Origin of the sequence: Streptomyces sp. AC555_RSS877, assembly GCF_019049245.1 — a bacterium.
In the GTDB taxonomy this organism is placed as follows: domain Bacteria; phylum Actinomycetota; class Actinomycetes; order Streptomycetales; family Streptomycetaceae; genus Streptomyces.
Map to the genome: position 1 here is coordinate 1 of NZ_JAGMUK010000001.1, position 15,931 is coordinate 15,931.

14 protein-coding genes are annotated in these 15,931 nt (G+C 69.3%); 3 read left to right on the forward strand and 11 right to left on the reverse strand.

Features of this window, described 5'->3' with window-relative positions; all coding sequences use genetic code 11:
• Nucleotides 1-266 precede the first annotated feature (266 nt).
• The 3 genes from KUM49_RS00005 to thyX all read right to left on the reverse strand — a co-directional run bounded on the left by KUM49_RS00005 (nucleotide 267) and on the right by thyX (nucleotide 3,958).
• Nucleotides 267-1,952 carry a ribonuclease J gene (locus KUM49_RS00005; protein WP_217234530.1) on the reverse strand — a complete coding sequence of 562 codons (1,686 nt, stop codon included), beginning with the start codon at nucleotides 1,950-1,952 and terminating at the stop codon, nucleotides 267-269.
• A 154-nt stretch (nucleotides 1,953-2,106) separates the two neighbouring features.
• Nucleotides 2,107-3,006 carry a 4-hydroxy-tetrahydrodipicolinate synthase gene (gene dapA / locus KUM49_RS00010; RefSeq protein WP_217234531.1) on the reverse strand — a complete coding sequence of 300 codons (900 nt, stop codon included), beginning with the start codon at nucleotides 3,004-3,006 and terminating at the stop codon, nucleotides 2,107-2,109.
• Nucleotides 3,007-3,217: 211 nt separating this feature from the next.
• On the reverse strand, nucleotides 3,218-3,958 hold the full coding sequence (thyX, locus tag KUM49_RS00015; RefSeq protein ID WP_217234532.1) for an FAD-dependent thymidylate synthase: 741 nt from the start codon (nucleotides 3,956-3,958) through the stop codon (nucleotides 3,218-3,220).
• Between the two features lie 200 nt (nucleotides 3,959-4,158).
• On the opposite strand from thyX, the gene KUM49_RS00020 reads away from it, so the two are divergent.
• The gene (locus KUM49_RS00020) at nucleotides 4,159-4,395 is read left to right on the forward strand and encodes a hypothetical protein (protein ID WP_217234533.1); all 237 of its coding nucleotides are present in this window, start codon (nucleotides 4,159-4,161) and stop codon (nucleotides 4,393-4,395) included.
• Between the two features lie 92 nt (nucleotides 4,396-4,487).
• Nucleotides 4,488-5,042, forward strand: a complete 555-nt coding sequence (locus KUM49_RS00025; protein ID WP_217234534.1) for a PH domain-containing protein — start codon at nucleotides 4,488-4,490, stop codon at nucleotides 5,040-5,042.
• A 72-nt stretch (nucleotides 5,043-5,114) separates the two neighbouring features.
• On the opposite strand, the gene KUM49_RS00030 is transcribed toward KUM49_RS00025, so the two are convergent.
• From KUM49_RS00030 to KUM49_RS00055, 6 genes are all read right to left on the reverse strand, one after another.
• On the reverse strand, nucleotides 5,115-5,567 hold the full coding sequence (locus KUM49_RS00030) for a hypothetical protein (protein WP_217234535.1): 453 nt from the start codon (nucleotides 5,565-5,567) through the stop codon (nucleotides 5,115-5,117).
• Nucleotides 5,568-5,574: 7 nt separating this feature from the next.
• Entirely contained in the window at nucleotides 5,575-6,327 is a 753-nt protein-coding gene (dapB, locus tag KUM49_RS00035) for a 4-hydroxy-tetrahydrodipicolinate reductase (protein ID WP_217234536.1), read from the reverse strand.
• A 48-nt stretch (nucleotides 6,328-6,375) separates the two neighbouring features.
• Nucleotides 6,376-7,755 carry a pitrilysin family protein gene (locus tag KUM49_RS00040; RefSeq protein WP_217234537.1) on the reverse strand — a complete coding sequence of 460 codons (1,380 nt, stop codon included), beginning with the start codon at nucleotides 7,753-7,755 and terminating at the stop codon, nucleotides 6,376-6,378.
• Nucleotides 7,752-9,968 (reverse strand): polyribonucleotide nucleotidyltransferase, encoded by a 2,217-nt coding sequence (locus tag KUM49_RS00045; protein WP_217234538.1) that lies wholly within the window; start codon nucleotides 9,966-9,968, stop codon nucleotides 7,752-7,754. The genes KUM49_RS00040 and KUM49_RS00045 overlap by 4 nt, the downstream gene beginning before the upstream one ends.
• Nucleotides 9,969-10,308: 340 nt before the next feature.
• Nucleotides 10,309-10,596: a 30S ribosomal protein S15 gene (gene rpsO / locus KUM49_RS00050; RefSeq protein ID WP_217234539.1), complete on the reverse strand. Its 288-nt coding sequence runs from the start codon at nucleotides 10,594-10,596 to the stop codon at nucleotides 10,309-10,311.
• Between the two features lie 193 nt (nucleotides 10,597-10,789).
• On the reverse strand, nucleotides 10,790-12,268 hold the full coding sequence (locus KUM49_RS00055) for a PQQ-binding-like beta-propeller repeat protein (protein WP_217234540.1): 1,479 nt from the start codon (nucleotides 12,266-12,268) through the stop codon (nucleotides 10,790-10,792).
• Between the two features lie 149 nt (nucleotides 12,269-12,417).
• Between KUM49_RS00055 and KUM49_RS00060 the strand changes: the two genes are divergently transcribed.
• A complete protein-coding gene (locus tag KUM49_RS00060; RefSeq protein ID WP_217234541.1) occupies nucleotides 12,418-12,714 on the forward strand; it encodes a DUF397 domain-containing protein in 297 nt (98 codons plus the stop codon).
• Nucleotides 12,715-12,766: 52 nt separating this feature from the next.
• On the opposite strand, the gene KUM49_RS00065 is transcribed toward KUM49_RS00060, so the two are convergent.
• Together KUM49_RS00065 and eccD are read right to left on the reverse strand one after the other, a co-directional pair.
• The gene (locus KUM49_RS00065) at nucleotides 12,767-14,269 is read right to left on the reverse strand and encodes a PQQ-binding-like beta-propeller repeat protein (protein ID WP_308406519.1); all 1,503 of its coding nucleotides are present in this window, start codon (nucleotides 14,267-14,269) and stop codon (nucleotides 12,767-12,769) included.
• Between the two features lie 38 nt (nucleotides 14,270-14,307).
• Nucleotides 14,308-15,810 (reverse strand): type VII secretion integral membrane protein EccD, encoded by a 1,503-nt coding sequence (gene eccD / locus KUM49_RS00070; protein ID WP_217234542.1) that lies wholly within the window; start codon nucleotides 15,808-15,810, stop codon nucleotides 14,308-14,310.
• Nucleotides 15,811-15,931: the final 121 nt, after the last annotated feature.

Here is a 15,931-nt window from a genome sequence, read left to right on the forward strand (position 1 = left end):
GGCCTTGCGTTTCCGACTCTATCAGATCTTTCCGATCCGATTTCCTCGGTGCTTTCCAGGTTCCCGCTCTCGCGTTTCCCTTTCCGGCGGTTCCGACTTTATCAGAAGTTCTGAGTCGAAATTCCCGCCCCCTCGGGGACTGGTTCCGGCGCACGAAGCGGCCGGGTTCCCGTCTGGGCGGAGCCGTAAACCTACTGGAGCGGGGCGCCTCGATGCAAATCGAGGCGCCCCGCTCCTGGTTGACGCAGATGAGGGCCGACGGACCGTCAGACCTCCACCACCACAGGGAGGATCATCGGCCGACGCCGGTAGTTGTCCGAGACCCACTTGCCCAGGGTCCGGCGGATGAGCTGCTGCATCTGGTGGGGCTCCACGACGCCGTCCTGAGCTGACCGCTCCAGGACCTCCGTGACTCTCGGGATGACATCGCTGAAGGCCGAGTCCTCGATGCCGGAGCCGCGGGCCTGGACGTGCGGCCCTCCGGTGATCTTGCCCGTCGAGGAGTCGATGACCACGAAGACCGAGATGATGCCCTCGTCTCCCAGGATCTTGCGGTCCTTCAGCGCCGGCTCCCCGACGTCACCGACCGAGAGGCCGTCGACGTACACGTAGCCCGCCTGGACCTTGCCGGAGATCTGCGCCTTGCCCTCGATGAGGTCGACGACCACGCCGTCCTCGGCGATGACGATCCGGTCGTGCGGGACGCCGGTCAGGGCACCCAGTTCCGCGTTGGCACGTAGGTGGCGCCATTCCCCGTGGACCGGCATCAGGTTCTTCGGGCGGCAGATGTTGTAGAAGTACAGGAGCTCGCCAGCGGAGGCGTGGCCGGAGACGTGCACCTTGGCGTTGCCCTTGTGGACGACGTTCGCGCCCCAGCGGGTCAGGCCGTTGATGACGCGGTAGACCGCGTTCTCGTTGCCTGGGATCAGCGACGACGCCAGGATGACCGTGTCGCCGGGGACGATGCGGATCTGGTGGTCGCGGTTGGCCATGCGGGACAGGGCCGCCATCGGTTCGCCCTGGGAACCCGTGCAGACCAGGACCACCTCGTGGTCCGGGAGGTCGTCGAGGGTCTTGACGTCCACGACGAGGCCCGGCGGGACCTTCAGGTAGCCCAGATCCCGGGCGATGCCCATGTTGCGGACCATCGAGCGGCCGACGAAGGCGACCCGGCGGCCGTACTCGTGGGCCGCGTCCAGGATCTGCTGGATACGGTGGACGTGGCTGGCGAAGCTCGCCACGATGATCCGCTTGCGGGCGTTGCCGAAGACGGTGCGCAGGACGTTGGAGATGTCGCGCTCGGGTGGAACGAAGCCCGGTACCTCGGCGTTCGTCGAGTCGGAGAGGAGGAGGTCGATGCCCTCCTCGCTCAGTCGTGCGAACGCGTGCAGATCCGTGAGGCGGTTGTCCAGCGGAAGCTGGTCCATCTTGAAGTCGCCCGTGTGGACCACCATGCCGGCGGGCGTGCGGATGGCCACGGCCAGGGCGTCCGGGATGGAGTGGTTGACCGCGACGAACTCGCAGTCGAAGGGACCGATGCGCTCGCGGTGTCCCTCCGTCACTTCCAGGGTGTACGGACGGATGCGGTGCTCCTGGAGCTTGGCCTCGATCAGGGCGAGGGTCAGCTTGGAGCCGATGAGCGGGATGTCCGGCTTCTCGCGGAGGAGATAGGGGACGCCACCGATGTGGTCCTCGTGGCCGTGCGTGAGGACGATGCCCTCGATGTCGTCCAGGCGGTCCCGGACGGACGTGAAGTCCGGCAGGATCAGGTCGATGCCGGGCTGCTCCTCCTCGGGGAAGAGCACGCCGCAGTCGACGATCAACAGGCGGCCGCCGTACTCGAAGACGGTCATGTTCCGGCCGATTTCGCCGAGGCCGCCGAGCGGGGTGACGCGCAGGCCGCTCGCGGGGAGCAGCGGGGGCGGGCCGAGTTCAGGATGCGGATGACTCAAAAGACTCTCCTCACCACACGCGCCACGTACCGGTGGGCACGTGGCGCGCATGACGTTCGTGCAGAAGCAGTTGTCGTTGTGGACACAGGCACCGGTGACCTGTTTATTCAGTTGTGAAGTCTTGATCGCGCGAAGCAGTTCGCGAAGTCTGGTGCTAGAGCTGTACCCCGCCCGCGGCAAGATCGATCTTGAGCTGCTCGATCTCCTCGGGCGCGAGCTCGACCATGGGGGCGCGCAGCGGTCCGGCGGGCAGGCCCTGGAGGGCGAGCGCGGCCTTGGCGGTCATGACGCCCTGGGTGCGGAACATCCCGGTGTAGACCGGGAGCAGCTTCTGGTGGATCTCGGTCGCCTTCTGGACGTCACCGGAGGTGAACGCGTCCACGAGCGCCCGCAGGTCGGGAGTGACCACGTGGCCGACGACCGAGACGAAACCGACCGCTCCCACGGAGAGCAGTGGCAGGTTCAGCATGTCGTCGCCGGAGTACCAGGCGAGGCGGGAGCGGGCGATGGCCCAGCTGGCTCGGCCCAGGTCTCCCTTGGCGTCCTTGTTGGCGACGATCCGCGGGTGCTCGGCGAGGCGGACGAGCGTCTCGGTGTTGATCGGGACGCCGCTGCGGCCGGGGATGTCATACAGCATGACCGGCAGTTCGGTGGCGTCGGCGAGGGCCGTGAAGTGCCGGTACAGGCCCTCCTGCGGGGGCTTGTTGTAGTACGGCGTGACGACCAGGAGGCCCTGTGCGCCCGCCTTCTCGGCCGCGCGGGCGAGCTGGATGCTGTGGTGGGTGTCGTTCGTGCCGACGCCGGCGACGACGTGGGCGCGCTCGCCGACGGCCTCCAGGACGGCTCGTACGAGATCCGATTTCTCCGCGTCGCTGGTGGTGGGCGACTCGCCGGTGGTGCCGTTGACGATCAGGCCGTCGTTGCCTGCGTCCACCAGGTGGGTGGCGAGCCGCTGTGCGCCGTCGAGGTCAAGTGCGCCGTCCGCCGCGAAGGGCGTGACCATGGCGGTGAGGACCCGCCCGAAGGGGGTCTGCGGAGTGGAGGTCGGAGCCATGGGTAACACGCTACTCGCTGCTCAAGGCCGGGTCTGCCCTCGGGTGAGGCGACAAGTGGTGACAAATGCGGAACCCGGCACTGCCTGCTCGGGGGTTCAAGCAGTGCCGGGTCCGTTTGATCAGGCTAGATGAACTTCGCTAAATGCCGCAATACGGACACTTCGTGAGGCTGACCCGTACATCTGTGCCCTGAAGGGGAACGGGGGTGCGCTACGGCGCCACTCGGCCGTTCGCGTTGAAGGCCGCGTACGTGAGTGGCATGAGCTTGGCCCACTCGGCCTCCATCTTCTCGCCGACCATCTCGATCTCCCGCTGCGGGAAGGACGGGACCTTCGCCAGCTCGTGCTGGGTGCGCAGGCCGAGGAAGTGCATCAGCGAGCGGGCGTTGCAGGTGGCGTACATCGAGGAGAAGAGGCCGACGGGGAGGACCGCGCGGGCGACCTCGCGGGCGACTCCCGCGGCGAGCATCTCCTGGTAGGCCTCGTAGGCCTGGCGGTAGGAGTTCTCCATGGTGCGGCCGACCAGCTCCTGCTGCGCCTGGGTGCCCTCGACGAAGACGTACTTGCCCGGGCGGCCCTCCTGGACCAGCTTGCGGGACTCACCGGGGACGTAGAAGACCGGCTGGAGCTCGCGGTAGCGGCCGCTTTCCTCGTTGTACGACCAGCCCACCCGGTGGCGCATGAACTCGCGGAAGACGAAGATCGGGGCGCTGATGAAGAACGTCATCGAGTTGTGCTCGAAGGGGCTGCCGTGCCGGTCCCGCATGAGGTAGTTGATCAGGCCCTTGGAACGCTCCGGGTCCTTGCCCATCTCCTCCAGGGACTGCTCGCCGATGGTCGAGACGCGGGCGGCGAAGAGCACGTCGGCGTCGGACGCGGTGTGCTTGACGAGCTCGACGGTGACGTCGCTGCGGAAGCCGGGCTTGAGGTCGTCGGCGGGGGTGTCGGTCACGGCTCGGAGGGTCCTTCCATCACTTCTCTCGGGCGGCGCCCACTCTACGGCCCGGCACTGACATCGGGGCGTTCGGTGCCGGGACGCGACAACTTCGGTGAACTTCTGCGAATTCGGGGAATCATGGCACCTTTTGGGGCACCCGCTCGTCTGTGTCAGTGAGAGTCACTCGTTCGACCCCGAAGGGAGAAGCACCCCCGATGTTCCGTCGGCGCGAACCCGTACCGTTCGCCTTCCTCGCCGAAGCCGACAAGTTCCGCAGCAATGTCGCTCCCCCGCCCCGCGAGCGGGCGTCCGTCAGTCAGATTGCCGGGCGCTGGCTGCTGGGGCTCACCATCGTCGCCGCCCTCGTGGGTTCCCTGGTCGTCGGGATGCCGGCGCTCAGTCCGGACCAGTCGGCGCAGACGCAGCAGTCCCAGGCGTCCCAGGGGCGCTGACTCCATCCGGACCCCCAGATGTGGTGGGCAGGGACGCAGGTCGATAACCTCACCGGGCACAGCCCATGGATGGATTGAGTGAGGACCCAGCCGTGCCCCTGCCCTTCCTGACGGCCGACCGCGCATTCGAGTCAGCGGACGACGTCGCGTTGCCTTTCGACGACCGCGACCGCTGGCGGCGCCCCTACCGGCCCGGCCCGTGGCGTGTGGGGGCGGCCGCGGTCCTGCTGCTGCTCGCCTCGTACGTGCTGTTCGCGGCCGTGATCATCGCGCTGACCGGCTCGGTGTCCGAGGCGAGTGTGGTGTTCGGTATCGCGCTGCTCGTCATCGTCGGCGCCCTGCGGCTGCTGCGGGTGGGCGTGTGGGTGAGTGCCTACGGACTGCGCCGAGTGGACTTCCTCTTCACGCGCACCGTGCCCTGGGACCGGGTGACGGCCGTGCGGACGGTGCAGCAGCCGGTGCGCTGGCTCGGACTGCCTCGCACCATCCAGGGGCAGGCGCTGCTCCTCGTACGGCACGACCGGGCCGCGGACGACGTGTCGGTCCTGCTGACCACGCACAACGCGGACTTCCTGGCGCGTGCCGAGGCCTTCGACAGGGCGTCGGACGCGGTCGAGGTCTGGGCCTACGAGTACCAGCGAAGCTGACGTCGGCAGCGACGCGAAGGGGCCGGTCCGCAGGTGGTGCGGGTCGGCCCCTTCGGCGTACGGAGCGAGCGGTCAGGCCCTGACCGGCCTGCCTTCGTGGAGGGCGATCGCCCGCTGCATGGCCTTGCGGGCGCGCGGGGTGTCGCGGGCGTCCTGGTAGGCGACGGCGAGACGGAACCAGCTGCGCCAGTCGTCGGGGGCCGCTTCCGTCTCGGCCTTGCGCTGGGCGAAGACCTCGTCGGCGGAGTCGCGGTCGATGCGGCCGCCGGGGGTGCGCTTCAGCTCGTCGACGGGCAGGCCGCCCTGGGCGTCTAGTTCGGCGGCGAGCCGGTTGGCCTTGCGGACGAACTGGGTGTTCTTCCACAGGAACCACACGCCGATGACCGGCAGGATCAGCACCGCCACGCCGAACGTGACGGTGAGGAGCGTGCCGGTCTGGATGAGCATGACACCGCGGCTGCCGACCAGGACGAAGTAGAAGACCAGGACGGCGGCCGTTACGGCGTAGGAGAGCTTGGCTCGCATGGCGGTGTCAGCCCAGGTCCAGGAAGTTTTCCAGGCCGAAGGTCAGGCCAGGGGTGGTCGCCACGCGGCGGGCGCCGAGCAGGATGCCCGGCATGAAGCTGCTGTGGTGCAGGGAGTCGTGGCGGACGGTCAGCGTCTCGCCCTCCCCGCCCAGCAGGACCTCCTGGTGGGCGAGCAGTCCGCGCAGGCGGATGGCGTGCACGGGCACGCCGTCCACGCTGGCTCCCCGTGCGCCGTCCAGGGCCGTCGCCGTGGCGTCCGGCGCCGGAGCGGAGCCGGCCGCGCGGCGGGCCTCGGCGATGAGCTGGGCGGTCCGCGTGGCGGTGCCGGACGGGGCGTCCACCTTGTTCGGGTGGTGCAGCTCGACGACCTCGACGGACTCGAAGTACGGCGCGGCGATCTGCGCGAACTTCATGGTCAGGACGGCCCCGATGGAGAAGTTGGGCGCGATGAGCACGCCGGTCTCCGGGGACTGGGCGAGCCAGCCCTCGAGCTGCGCGAGGCGCTCGTCGGTCCAGCCGGTGGTGCCCACGACCGCGTGGATGCCGTGCCGTACGCAGAACTCGAGGTTGTCCATGACCGAGGCCGGCGTGGTCAGCTCGACGGCGACCTGGGCGCCGGTCTCGGCCAGCGTCTCCAGCTTGTCGCCCCGGCTGAGGGCGGCCACCAGCTCCATGTCCTCGGCGGCCTCGACCGCCCGTACCGCCTCGGAGCCGATCCGGCCCTTGGCGCCGAGGACCGCCACGCGCAGCTTGCTCATCTTCTTGCTTCCTTAACCGTGGTTCCGGAGTCCCGGGGTTCGGATTGGTTAGGCGACGGCCTCGTGCAGACGGGACGCCTGCTTGTCCTTGAGCGGGCCGATGACCGACAGAGAGGGCCGTCGGCCCAGGATCTCGCCGGCGACCGCGCGGACGTCGTCCGGGGTGACCGAAGCTATCCGGGCCAGCATGTCGTCGACGGACATCTGTTCGCCCCAGCACAGCTCGCTCTTGCCGATGCGGTTCATCAGCGCGCCGGTGTCCTCCAGGCCCAGGACCGTGGAGCCCTGGAGCTGGCCGATGGCGCGGCCGATCTCGTCGTCCGAGAGGCCGTGCTCGGCGACGTGGTCGAGTTCGTCGCGGCAGATCTTCAGCACGTCGTGCACCTGGCTCGGGCGGCAGCCCGCGTACACGCCGAACAGGCCGCAGTCGGCGAAGCCGGAGGTGTACGAGTACACGCTGTAGGCCAGGCCGCGCTTCTCGCGGACCTCCTGGAAGAGGCGGGACGACATACCGCCGCCGAGGGCGGTGTTCAGTACCCCCAGCGCCCAGCGCCGCTCGTCCGTACGCGCCAGGCCCGGCATGCCGAGGACGACATGGGCCTGCTCGGTCTTGCGGCCGACCAGTTCGACGCGGCCCGCGGTGCGCAGGGCGCGGCGGCCTTCGCGCGGCGCGACGGGGCTGGCGTCGGGCTCCTTGAAGGCGCCGGCCTTCTCGAAGGCGGCGCGGACCTGTCGTACGACCTTGTTGTGGTCGATGTTGCCGGCCGCGGCGACCACGAGGTGGGTCGGGTCGTAGTGCTTCTTGTAGAAGCGGCGGATGCGGTCGGCGGTGAGGGCGTTGACCGTGTCGACCGTGCCGAGGACCGGGCGGCCGAGGGGGTTGTCGCCAAACATGGTGTGCGCGAACAGGTCGTGCACACAGTCGCCCGGGTCGTCCTCGGTCATGGCGATCTCTTCGAGGATCGCGCCGCGCTCGACGTTGACGTCCTCTTCGCGGATGAGCGAGCCCGTGAGCATGTCGCAGACGACGTCGATGGCCAGCGGCAGGTCGGTGTCGAGGACGCGTGCGTAGTAGCACGTGTACTCCTTCGCCGTGAACGCGTTCATCTCGCCGCCGACGGCGTCGATGGCGGAGGAGATGTCCAGGGCGGACCGGCGCTGCGTCCCCTTGAAGAGGAGGTGCTCCAGGTAGTGGGTGGCGCCGTTCAGGGCCGGGGTCTCGTCGCGGGAGCCGACGTGGGCCCAGATGCCGAAGGTCGCGGAGCGTACGGAGGGCAGGGTCTCGGTGACGATGCGCAGGCCGCCGGGGAGGGTGGTCTTGCGGACGACACCGATGCCGTTGGTCCCCTTGATGAGGGTTTGGGTACGGGCGACGGCCCGCGCCTCCGAGGAGGTGCGGGCCGTCGCCGTGGAGCTACTCGACGTCACTGGTCGGTGTCGTCCTTCTTCTCGTCGTCGCCTTCGCCCTCGATCACGGGGATGAGGGAGAGCTTGCCGCGCGAGTCGATCTCGGCGATCTCGACCTGGACCTTGGAGCCCACGGCGAGGACGTCCTCGACGTTCTCCACGCGCTTGCCGCCGGCGAGCTTGCGGATCTGCGAGATGTGCAGCAGACCGTCCTTGCCCGGGAGCAGCGAGACGAACGCACCGAAGGTGGTCGTCTTCACGACCGTGCCCAGGTAGCGCTCGCCGACCTCCGGCATGGTCGGGTTCGCGATCGAGTTGATCGTGGCGCGGGCGGCCTCGGCCTGCGAGCCGACCTGGGCACCGATGTAGATGGTGCCGTCGTCCTCGATCGTGATCTCGGCGCCGGTGTCCTCCTGGATCTGGTTGATCATCTTGCCCTTCGGGCCGATGACCTCGCCGATCTTGTCCACGGGGATCTTGACGGTGATGATCCGCGGGGCGTTGGGGGACATCTCGTCCGGCGTGTCGATCGCTTCCATCATCACGTCGAGGATGTGGAGGCGGGCGTCACGGGCCTGCTTGAGGGCCGCGGCCAGGACGGAGGCCGGGATGCCGTCCAGCTTGGTGTCCAGCTGGAGAGCGGTCACGAACTCCTTGGTGCCGGCGACCTTGAAGTCCATGTCGCCGAAGGCGTCCTCCGCACCGAGGATGTCGGTGAGGGCGACGTAGTGCGTCTCGCCGTTGATCTCCTGGGAGATCAGGCCCATGGCGATACCGGCGACGGGGGCCTTCAGCGGCACACCGGCGTTCAGCAGCGACATGGTGGAGGCGCAGACCGAGCCCATGGACGTCGAGCCGTTGGAGCCGAGAGCCTCGGACACCTGACGGATCGCGTACGGGAACTCCTCGCGCGTCGGCAGGACCGGCACGATGGCGCGCTCGGCGAGAGCGCCGTGACCGATCTCGCGGCGCTTCGGGGAGCCGACGCGGCCGGTCTCGCCGACGGAGTACGGCGGGAAGTTGTAGTTGTGCATGTAACGCTTGCGGGTCACCGGGGAGAGGGTGTCCAGCTGCTGCTCCATCCGGAGCATGTTCAGGGTGGTGACGCCCAGGATCTGGGTCTCGCCACGCTCGAACAGCGCCGAACCGTGCACGCGCGGGATGGCCTCGACCTCGGCGGCGAGCGTACGGATGTCCGTCAGCCCACGGCCGTCGATGCGCGTCTTCTCCTTGATGACGCGCTCACGGACCAGGGCCTTGGTCAGCGAGCGGTACGCGGCGGAGATCTCCTTCTCGCGTCCCTCGAACTCCGGCAGGAGCTTCTCGGCGGCCAGCGCCTTGACGCGGTCCAGCTCGGCCTCGCGGTCCTGCTTGCCCGCGATGGTGAGCGCCTGGGCGAGCTCGGGGCGGACCGCGGCGGAGAGCGCCTCGAAGACGTCGTCCTGGTAGTCCAGGAAGACCGGGAACTCGCCGGTCGGCTTGGCGGCCTTCGAGGCGAGGTCGGCCTGGGCCTTGCAGAGCACCTTGATGAAGGGCTTCGCGGCGTCCAGACCGGAGGCGACGACCTCCTCGGTCGGCGCCTCGGCGCCGCCCTTGACCAGCTGGATGGTCTTCTCGGTGGCCTCGGCCTCGACCATCATGATCGCGACGTCGCCGTCCTCCAGGACGCGACCGGCGACGACCATGTCGAAGACGGCGTCCTCGAGCTCGGTGTGCGTCGGGAACGCGACCCACTGGCCGTTGATCAGCGCGACGCGGACGCCGCCGATCGGGCCGGAGAAGGGCAGGCCGGCCAGCTGCGTGGACGCGGAGGCGGCGTTGATCGCCACGACGTCGTACAGGTGGTCGGGGTTGAGCGCCATGATGGTGGCGACGACCTGGATCTCGTTGCGCAGGCCCTTCTTGAAGGACGGGCGCAGCGGGCGGTCGATCAGGCGGCAGGTGAGGATGGCGTCCTCGGAGGGACGGCCCTCACGGCGGAAGAAGCTGCCGGGGATCTTGCCGGCGGCGTACATCCGCTCCTCGACGTCCACCGTGAGGGGGAAGAAGTCGAGCTGGTCCTTGGGGTTCTTGGAGGCGGTGGTGGCCGACAGCACCATGGTGTCGTCGTCCAGGTACGCCACGGCGGAGCCGGCGGCCTGCTTGGCCAGGCGGCCCGTCTCGAAGCGGATGGTGCGGGTGCCGAAGGAGCCGTTGTCGATGACGGCCTCGGCGTAGTGGGTCTCGTTCTCCACTAGTACTTTCTCCTCGTCTTCGTCCCTCGGCTGCCCGTGTGGCAGGGGGACGGTTGCGGAGAAGCGCTCCGTCTGGTGCGGGCCGGTCTTCGATCGAAGCCCTCGGGGCTCTCTTCCCCCGGGGGCCACTACCGAGGACCGGCGGCGGCGAGGTGCGCTTCTCCTCGTTCGTTTGTCGTGATGACGCCCTACCCTCAGCGAGTACCCGTCATCACTCTGTGTCGTCCGTATTGCGTTGTGCTACCACACTACAAAGCGTCGGTGACACTCCGCACGTTTCCGTACGTACAGCAAAGGGAGCGGCCCCGATGATCACGGGAACCGCTCCCCTCACGGCGTCTTACTTGGCGCCCGCCGCACCGCGGCGGATGCCGAGGCGGTCGACCAGCGCACGGAAGCGCTGGATGTCCTTCTTGGCGAGGTACTGCAGCAGGCGGCGACGCTGACCGACCAGGATGAGCAGACCACGGCGGGAGTGGTGGTCGTGCTTGTGGGTCTTGAGGTGCTCGGTCAGGTCCGAGATACGGCGCGAGAGCATCGCGACCTGGACCTCGGGGGAGCCGGTGTCGCCCTCCTTGGTACCGAACTCGGTGATGAGCTGCTTCTTCGTTGCGGCGTCGAGCGACACGCGTACTCCTCGTAGTCTGTGAAGGGCCACCGAGTGCCCCCGGTCCACATCTCGGGGGAGCTTCCGTTACTCGGGAGGCGGGGATCCGCTGGGCGCGGCCTCCAGGGCCTGGGCTCCGGAAGGGCGTACACAAACGGCCACAGCACAGACTACCAGCCTGCGAGGATGCCCCCCGACCGGGGTGCTCTCCATGTCAGCCGCCGGTCTCGAACCCGTCGGCGAGCCACAGGCCCTCCCCTTCGTCGTCCTTGCTCACCGGTCCGGCGAGGCTCGTGGCGGCGAAGAAGACGCGGCCGTGTTCGTAGCGGACGTCCAGATACTCGAAGGGCAGCATGCCGACCGTGCCGTAGAGCAGGAGCAGGGTCTCCTTCCCCGTCCTGGGATCGATGCTCACGGCGGCGCTGGGCGTGTGGGCGGAGGTGGACTCCCGGACGGCGATCAGCCTGTCGCCGCTCATGCGGACGGGGTACATCGGCCGGCCGGCCCGGGCATCGAACTTCCCGGCGCTCTTCCCGGTGGCCAGGTCGAAGGCGACGATCTCGTTGGGCACCTGTCCGTGGGCGCTCGCGGTGCCGGTGTCGCGGGCCTGCGTGGCGACGTACAGCTGCCGCTCGTCGACCACCACCGCCTCGCAGGTCTCGACCGGGCCCGTGACGTCGATGCCGTCGCCGCACTTGGTGAGGTAGTTCTGGCCGGGCACCGAGATGGTGGCGCGGAACTCGCCCTGGTCACCGAGGGAGATCAGGTCGGTGATCACGGAGTCGCCCGCCGCGACGGCGATGACCACGGGGGACGAGGAGATCAGACGAACGTCCTGGACCCCTGGGCTCACCGCGTAGCTCCACAGGGGTTTTCCGGTCCCGGGGTCCGTCCCCTCCACCCGAAAGCGCCGGTTGTCCGCGTTGCCGCACTTGACGACGCGCACGAGGGCCTTGCCCCCGGAGTAGCCGCTGTCCCCGCAGGCCGGTCCGGGCGTGTGCGACCAGAGCGGTTTCCCGTTGGTCATGGCGTAGCCAGCCGAGCCGTCCTCCCAGGCAGCGACGACCTTTCCGCGCGTCATCGTGACCCTGGCGGGCACGAGTCGCCGCTCGGGCAACTCGACGTGCCACAGCCGCTTGCCCGTGTCGATGTCGAACATCGCGATCCTGTCGCACGGACCGCTCATGGTCCCCCCGCTCGGATCGGTCCTGGTGGGTTCGCTCGAGAAGGCCACGGCGGTCCGGCCGTCCACGGTGACGTGCGGGGTGGCGGCGCAGACACCGCCGGGGAAGGTCAGTTTCCACGCCTCGCGGTTGGTCGAGACCCTGTACCCCGTGATGCGGTTGCCCACGGTCTTCGCGAACGTCCTGGCGGTCGCCCAGGTGCCCGTCGCCTTGACGTTCTGGCCGGCCTTGATGCCCTCGGCGCGACGCTCGACCGCGCTCACCGCTTCCGGAGTCGCCGGCCGCCGCTCGATCGTCTCCCGGATGTCGTCCGGGGCCTGGCTCACCGCGGCCGGGCTCTGGTGGGAGGCAGTGCCGGTGCCGTCGTACGACAGGACCCAGATGCCCGCGAGCAGCAGCGCGAGCGCGGTCGTGGTTGCTCCGAGGGTGAGCAGTCGGCGGCGTTTTCTGCAGTTCTCGGCCGCCAGGGTGGACTCTGTGTAGACGGACGGCGGTGGGCCGAAACTCACGGACGGGACCTTTCTGCCGAGGGCGTGGATGTGTGAGGGAGTTGTCGCCCTTCGTGACGGTTACTCATGAGCAAACCTCTGACCTGGGGGAACGGCGGCAAGTAGGGTGGCTGGACAGCTCGTTGCAGAGGGAAGGATCAGAAGTCGCCATGGCCGACACCAAGGACGAGGAAGTCAAGGCACGCAAGGAGCGCGAGAGGGACGAGCTGTACGCCCTCGACATCTCCGGCGTCGAGTGGCACAGCGCCCCGGGCACCGAGGAGCACGAGGAGCGGGTCGAGATCGCCTACCTCCCCGAAGGAGCCGTGGCCATGCGGTCGTCGCTCGACCCCGGCACCGTGCTGCGGTACACGGAGGCGGAGTGGCGGGCGTTCGTGCTGGGGGCGCGGGACGGGGAGTTCGATCTGGACCCTGCGCCCCCCGGTGGCGGGCCCGCCGCTCAGTGACAGGCCGGGGCGGGGAACGGGTGCACGGCCGGTTCCCCGCTCGTCGTCTCCGCTACCGGGTCGCGGTCATGCTCGCCCGCGCGGCGCTCTCGATGCCGAGGGCCAGCCAGATCCACTGCTTGCCCTTGGCGGGGCCGTTCGCCTCCTTCGCCGCGAAGAACAGCCGCCCGTTCTGGACGAGGATGTCGTACGAGTCCCTGAGGGTGAACACCTCGGCCTCCAGTGGCAGACCGAAGTAGAAGTACGGGGTCTCCTCCCCTGTCTTCGGGTCGAGACTGACCAGCGCCATCGGTGAGATGCGGTCGCCGCTCTCGCGGAGTGCGAGGAGTCGGTCGCCGCTCATCCGCATCGGGTACAGCAGCTCGTTGGGCCCCGAGTCGAACTTCTTGACCGTGTTCCCGGTTTTCAGATCGAAGCCGACGATCCAGTTGGAGGGACGCTTGGCGTCCTCGTGGTCCTTGCTCCGGAGGAAGACCTGGCCGCCGCCCACCGGGATCGTGGGGCAGTCGTCGATGATGCCGTAGTCGAGCGCGGCGTCGTTGCACTCACCGACGTACTGCCCGCCCTGCAGCCGGACCGTGGCACGGTTCTTGCCCTTGCCGTCCAGGGAGAGCAGCTCGGTGTAGCCGGTGTCGCCGGCCGCGACCGCGAGGACGGCGGGGTCGGTGGACGGGACCTGGACGTCCCGAACCCCGGACGCGATCCGGTAGGTCCACACGGTCCTGCCGGTGCCCGGCGCCACCTTGCGCACCTGGTACACCGTGGACTCCCACGCGGTGGCGGGCTTGTCACCCTGGGGACAGGCGACCAGCACGAGCAGGGCACCCCCGCCGGCCACACCGCGGTCCTTGCAATCGCCAGGGCCCTCGGTGCGCCACAGCCGCCGGCCCCCGTTCATGTCGTACGCCTCGGAGCCGCCGTCCCGGGTCACGGCGACCGTGGCGTGGGTGAGGGTCACGCTGGTGGAATCCCACTTGCCGGACGTGAACGCGCGCTCCCAGATCTTCCGGCCGTCGTCGAGGTCGAAGAAGGCCACGTGGTCGCAGTGGGCGTCCTCGCCGGTGCCCGAACGGAAGAGGACGGCCGTACGGTTCTCGACGGTCACATGGCGCGTGTAGCCGCAGATCGGGCCGGGGAACTGGAGCTTCCACTCCTCGTCGCCGACGGAGGCGTCCGTGCCGATCCTCAGGCCGACGAGGCTTCTGTTGATGCCCTTGGCGAGGATCTCGTCCGTGGCCCACGTGCCGGGCATTTGGACCCGCTCGCCGGGGGCCATCTCGTCCTCCGAGAAACGGAACGCCATGACGCCGGTGGTGCTCTTGGGCGGTGTCTCGACCGATTCCCGGACGTCGAGGCGGCTTTGGGGGGCGGCGGCCAGGGGCTTGTTCGACGGTGACGGATCCCGGTTCCACAGCAGCCGGCCGCCGACGGCCAGGACGACGACCAGGACGGCCGCCGCTCCGCCGAACAGCAGCGCCCTACGACGCTTCCTGCGCTGGAGGTGCGCCGAGACCGTCGACTGGGTGAATATCGAGGGAGGTGGGCCGAAGCTCACGCTCAAGGGTCCCTTCGCTCATAGCCGGATCGGCTGGGTCAGCTCGTCATCGACCGGGCGGTGGTGTACACGTCGAAGACGGCCAGGGCCAGCGGCACCAGGGTGAGCAGCACAAAGCCCTCGGCGATCTCCAGGAAGCGTCCCCAGAACGGGGTGGGACCGCCGCGCGAGACGATCAGGCCGAGTGAGGTGACGAGCGCGGCCGTCGCGGCGATCGCCGCGACCAGCCAGATGGTCCGGATGTCGAGGTCGCCGCGGTCGCCCAGGAGGGCGTCGCGGACGATCGACTGCGGCGGGTTGAGCGCCAGACCGAGGCCGAGCAGGACGAGGGAGGCGAGTCCGGCGGAGAGGACGGGTGCGACCTGACCGGTGTACCGGAAGAGGTGGGCGCGCATCAGCAGGGCCACCCCGGTCGCGAGGGCGAGGAGCTGGGCCCAGACGTTGGACGAGAAGCCGAGGACCGCCGAGGAACCGACCACGGTCACCGCGCAGCCGCCCACCAGGCCGACCAGCAGCTCGTGGCCGCGCCGGGCCTTGGCGGTGATCCGCTCGGCGTCGACCGGCTCCTGCGGGGTGGGATCGGTGTCGTACGCGCTGCGCGGGGCGGCCTCCGGGGTGTCGAAGCCGATCGGCAGCCGGGCGAAGCGCATCGACAGCCCCGGCAGGAAGGCGAGGGCGCCGACGGCGATCGGGGCGCACAGGGCGGCGATCTCGGAGGCCGTCCAGTTGGCGAGGGTGGCCGCGAACACGGAGAGCAGACCGATGGCGGAGGCGAAGACGAAGGCGACGAACGGGCCGTCTCCGCTCGGCGAGCACAACGTGAGCAGGAACGAAGCCAGCAGTACCGCGGCGCAGGCGAGGAGGAACTGGAGCTTGCCGATGCCCTGCCCGTCGGTGAGCGGGAGGAGTCCCGAGCCGGCCACGCCGACGTTGGGGAGGGCGCCGAGTCCCAGAGCGATGGCCGAGGCCCGGTCGTCGTAGACCCGGGCGCGTACGCACGCGAGGACGACCAGGAGCACACCGGCGATTCCGGCGAGGACGCCGGGCAGGCTGTGCATGTCGTGGCGCGGGTCGCCGGTCCAGGCCACGAAGGCGAGCAGGACCGGCAGTACGCCGCCTCCGACGAGGCCCGCGGCGCGCGTCAAGTCGCCGCTCCACAGGGTGCGTTCACTCGTCACCGCGGAGGCGACCGCTTCGGAGACGTCGTCGAAGACGGACGGGGGCAGGGACTCGGCGAAGGGGCGCAGGGTGAGGAGTTCGCCGTCGAGGATGCGCTGGGCGGCGAAGGACCGGGAGCTGTCGAGGACGGTGCCGTCCCGGCGTACCAGGTGGTAGCCGACGGGTGCGCCCTCGGTGGGGCTCTGCTGGGAGAGCCTGAGGATCTCCGGATAGATGTCGGCGACCGGGATGTCGTCGGGCAGTGCCACATCGATCCGGCTGTCGGGCGCGACGATCGTGACCCGGCAGAAGCCGAGCCCCGTGCCCGTACCGGAGGTCCCCGTACCGGTCCCTCCTCCGGTGGCTGCCGCGGAGGCCGTCATGCTCACCTGCTGATCCCCCTCAGTGATAATTCCGCGTCTGCGGTGTGAAAGTCCTGCGCCGCTTTCCCCGCCCGTCAGGACGGACGCCGCGGGAAGGTGGCGACCAGTCCGCCGCAGGGCT

Bases quoted from the DNA above. Each gene is read 5' to 3' on its own strand.
- dapA (WP_217234531.1), bottom strand. From the start codon at position 3,006: ATGGCTCCGACCTCCACTCCGCAGACCCCCTTCGGGCGGGTCCTCACC.
- KUM49_RS00020 (WP_217234533.1), top strand. From the start codon at position 4,159: ATGTTCCGTCGGCGCGAACCCGTACCGTTCGCCTTCCTCGCCGAAGCC.
- KUM49_RS00030 (WP_217234535.1), bottom strand. From the start codon at position 5,567: ATGCGAGCCAAGCTCTCCTACGCCGTAACGGCCGCCGTCCTGGTCTTC.
- dapB (WP_217234536.1), bottom strand. From the start codon at position 6,327: ATGAGCAAGCTGCGCGTGGCGGTCCTCGGCGCCAAGGGCCGGATCGGC.
- KUM49_RS00060 (WP_217234541.1), top strand. From the start codon at position 12,418: ATGGCCGACACCAAGGACGAGGAAGTCAAGGCACGCAAGGAGCGCGAG.
- eccD (WP_217234542.1), bottom strand. From the start codon at position 15,810: ATGACGGCCTCCGCGGCAGCCACCGGAGGAGGGACCGGTACGGGGACC.